The sequence below is a fragment of the Bacillus sp. P14.5 genome (assembly GCF_003316765.1).
Classification (GTDB): Bacteria; Bacillota; Bacilli; order Bacillales; family Bacillaceae_B; genus Rossellomorea.
On the sequence record NZ_NIJF01000081.1, the window covers coordinates 1 to 1969 of the forward strand.

Below are 1969 nucleotides of genomic sequence, written 5' to 3' on the forward strand. Positions count from 1 at the left end.
GCCAGTAGAGCAAGACGAGGATGAGCGCGAGCGGCCCGCATAAGGCGAACAAATAAAATGGGATCGGTCGCATTAGAAACGGTAATTTAGGTTTGATTTCTTTCATGGACTTCCTCATCTCCTAGGCTTCTGAAATCCCGTTAGCGAGCAATAACAAAAGATCCAAATCGATAACGGCACGATCAACCCGATATTTCCAAGGAGACTGAACATGCGCACCATCTTCTCTTTCGAGAATAGTCCCCAGATGAGTGTGGCGATCAGTGCGAGGTCCAAGGCAAGGTAGACCCAGATGGCCGTCATCAAGTCCAGATTCGGAAAGACACGACCGTTCAACGTGAACAATGCCAACACTGTCAATAAAGAGAGTCCAAAACGTCATGTAGAGCGGTGCGTAGCGATGTCGGTTCATCCAATCACCTCATGTTTCTGTCGGACCATGTCGCGACAACGAAGGATGCACGTGTCAACATACCCATCGAGCTGGTGCGGAAAAAATATTGTATACGTCCCTTCGACCGTCGCCTGTGCCTCTCGCTCGACTTTCGCTACGAGTTCGCGTAATTCATCAGTCGCATGATCTCTCAATGATTCGAAATCAAAGAGATCTAGCCGTTGGGCGAGACGGGCGTTGTACGCGTCAAAATCGGCATAATACATCGCTTGTTTCGCCGGATTTTTCGTGATGACTTGCTTGAGCCACCCTTTATAAAAACCTTGCAGCCAAATCTCGTCCGCGACGAGATGACAATAATAACCAAGACGATACGAGTGGTCTGCTTCAGCACTGTCCGTCCAGTACTGTTCGATGTCGAGCCGACGTGTCAAATCCTCGTGACGTCCCGCGTAATAATGTGTGCTTTGCTTTGCTGTTGACGCATCAGGTGCCAGATTCCCTAACAAAAATGCCGTTTTGATCAACACCCTCTAAATATGGCCATACCTCGTTCGCGATGACGAGATGCATCAGATGAGAACCCATTTTAGCCGCCTTCTTTTCCTAATTATCCCATTTTCCCCATTACCTCGACAACTATGATTCATTTTGGTACATTTACTATACTGACCGTTTAGTATAGTAAGGAGGGCATATATGAGACAAAAACAACTGTTATTGAGGACCGCCGCACACATCATTCAAACCGAGGGCATCCAACAACTGTCGATGGAACACTTGGCCAAACGCGCCGGTATCACGAAAGGTGGCGTCCTATATCACTTTGAGAGCAAAGCCAACTTATTGCGACAGATGAATGGGATGGCACTCGATGAATTCGAAAATCGAATCGCCCATCATCAAGCAGGCATGGACGGTCCTTATCCGTTCACACGCGCCTACGCTCTCGCGACACTCGATTATAGCGAGGGGGACGCCGACTTGATCGCCGTCTTCATCTCGTCCCAAGAAGATGCGAGCGGAACACTTTGGAATGACGCCGCCAAGCGTTGGGATGAACAGTTCGCCACCGACGGTCCTGACGCCGATCGCGTGCTCGAGCTCCGCCTGCTCTGTGACGGGTTTTGGTTCGCGTTGACGTACGGCTATAGCGAGACGTTCAAGGAGCGGGCCGTGCGCCTCATCCGGCAAAAGTGCGACGCGCTGTCAAACGGAGGATCGTAAGATGGGCTTCATCTATCTCGTCGGGGCCATCGTCTCCGAGCTGTTCGGCTCGAGCATGTTGAAACTGAATGCGACGACGTCGAGTCGCCTGCCGATTCTTGGGGTCGCTTTTGGTTACGTGACGGCATTCTACTTATTGTCGCTCGCCCTTCTCTCAATCCCACTCAGCTTCGCCTATGCGTTTTGGAGCGGGGTCGGCACGGCCGCGACGGCATTGATTGGCTTCCTCGTCTTCAAGGAGCAAATCCGGATGCAAACCGTCGTCGGGATCGGTCTTGTCATCGTCGGACTCGTATTGATGAAAGTGTGAGGAGGAGACGCATGAAGTCATATGGAATTTATTTGTAT

Annotated in this window: 4 protein-coding genes; 2 read left to right on the forward strand and 2 right to left on the reverse strand. The window is 50.8% G+C overall.

The genetic code is table 11. The features are described from left to right. Window positions 1-114 precede the first annotated feature (114 nt). Window positions 115-360, reverse strand: a complete 246-nt coding sequence (locus B9Z54_RS14170; RefSeq protein WP_240189930.1) for a hypothetical protein — start codon at window positions 358-360, stop codon at window positions 115-117. Between the two features lie 48 nt (window positions 361-408). Beyond that, the gene (locus B9Z54_RS14175; RefSeq protein WP_162785221.1) at window positions 409-924 is read right to left on the reverse strand and encodes a zinc dependent phospholipase C family protein; all 516 of its coding nucleotides are present in this window, start codon (window positions 922-924) and stop codon (window positions 409-411) included. Between the two features lie 169 nt (window positions 925-1093). Here B9Z54_RS14175 and B9Z54_RS14180 point away from each other — a divergent pair, with 169 nt between their 5' ends. Beyond that, window positions 1094-1621 carry a TetR/AcrR family transcriptional regulator gene (locus tag B9Z54_RS14180; RefSeq protein ID WP_113929013.1) on the forward strand — a complete coding sequence of 176 codons (528 nt, stop codon included), beginning with the start codon at window positions 1094-1096 and terminating at the stop codon, window positions 1619-1621. Window position 1622: 1 nt separating this feature from the next. Next, window positions 1623-1931, forward strand: a complete 309-nt coding sequence (locus B9Z54_RS14185; RefSeq protein ID WP_113929014.1) for a DMT family transporter — start codon at window positions 1623-1625, stop codon at window positions 1929-1931. Window positions 1932-1969: the final 38 nt, after the last annotated feature.

Coding starts and splice junctions, on each gene's coding strand:
- B9Z54_RS14180 (WP_113929013.1), top strand. CDS start 1,094: ATGAGACAAAAACAACTGTTATTGAGGACCGCCGCACACATCATTCAA.
- B9Z54_RS14185 (WP_113929014.1), top strand. CDS start 1,623: ATGGGCTTCATCTATCTCGTCGGGGCCATCGTCTCCGAGCTGTTCGGC.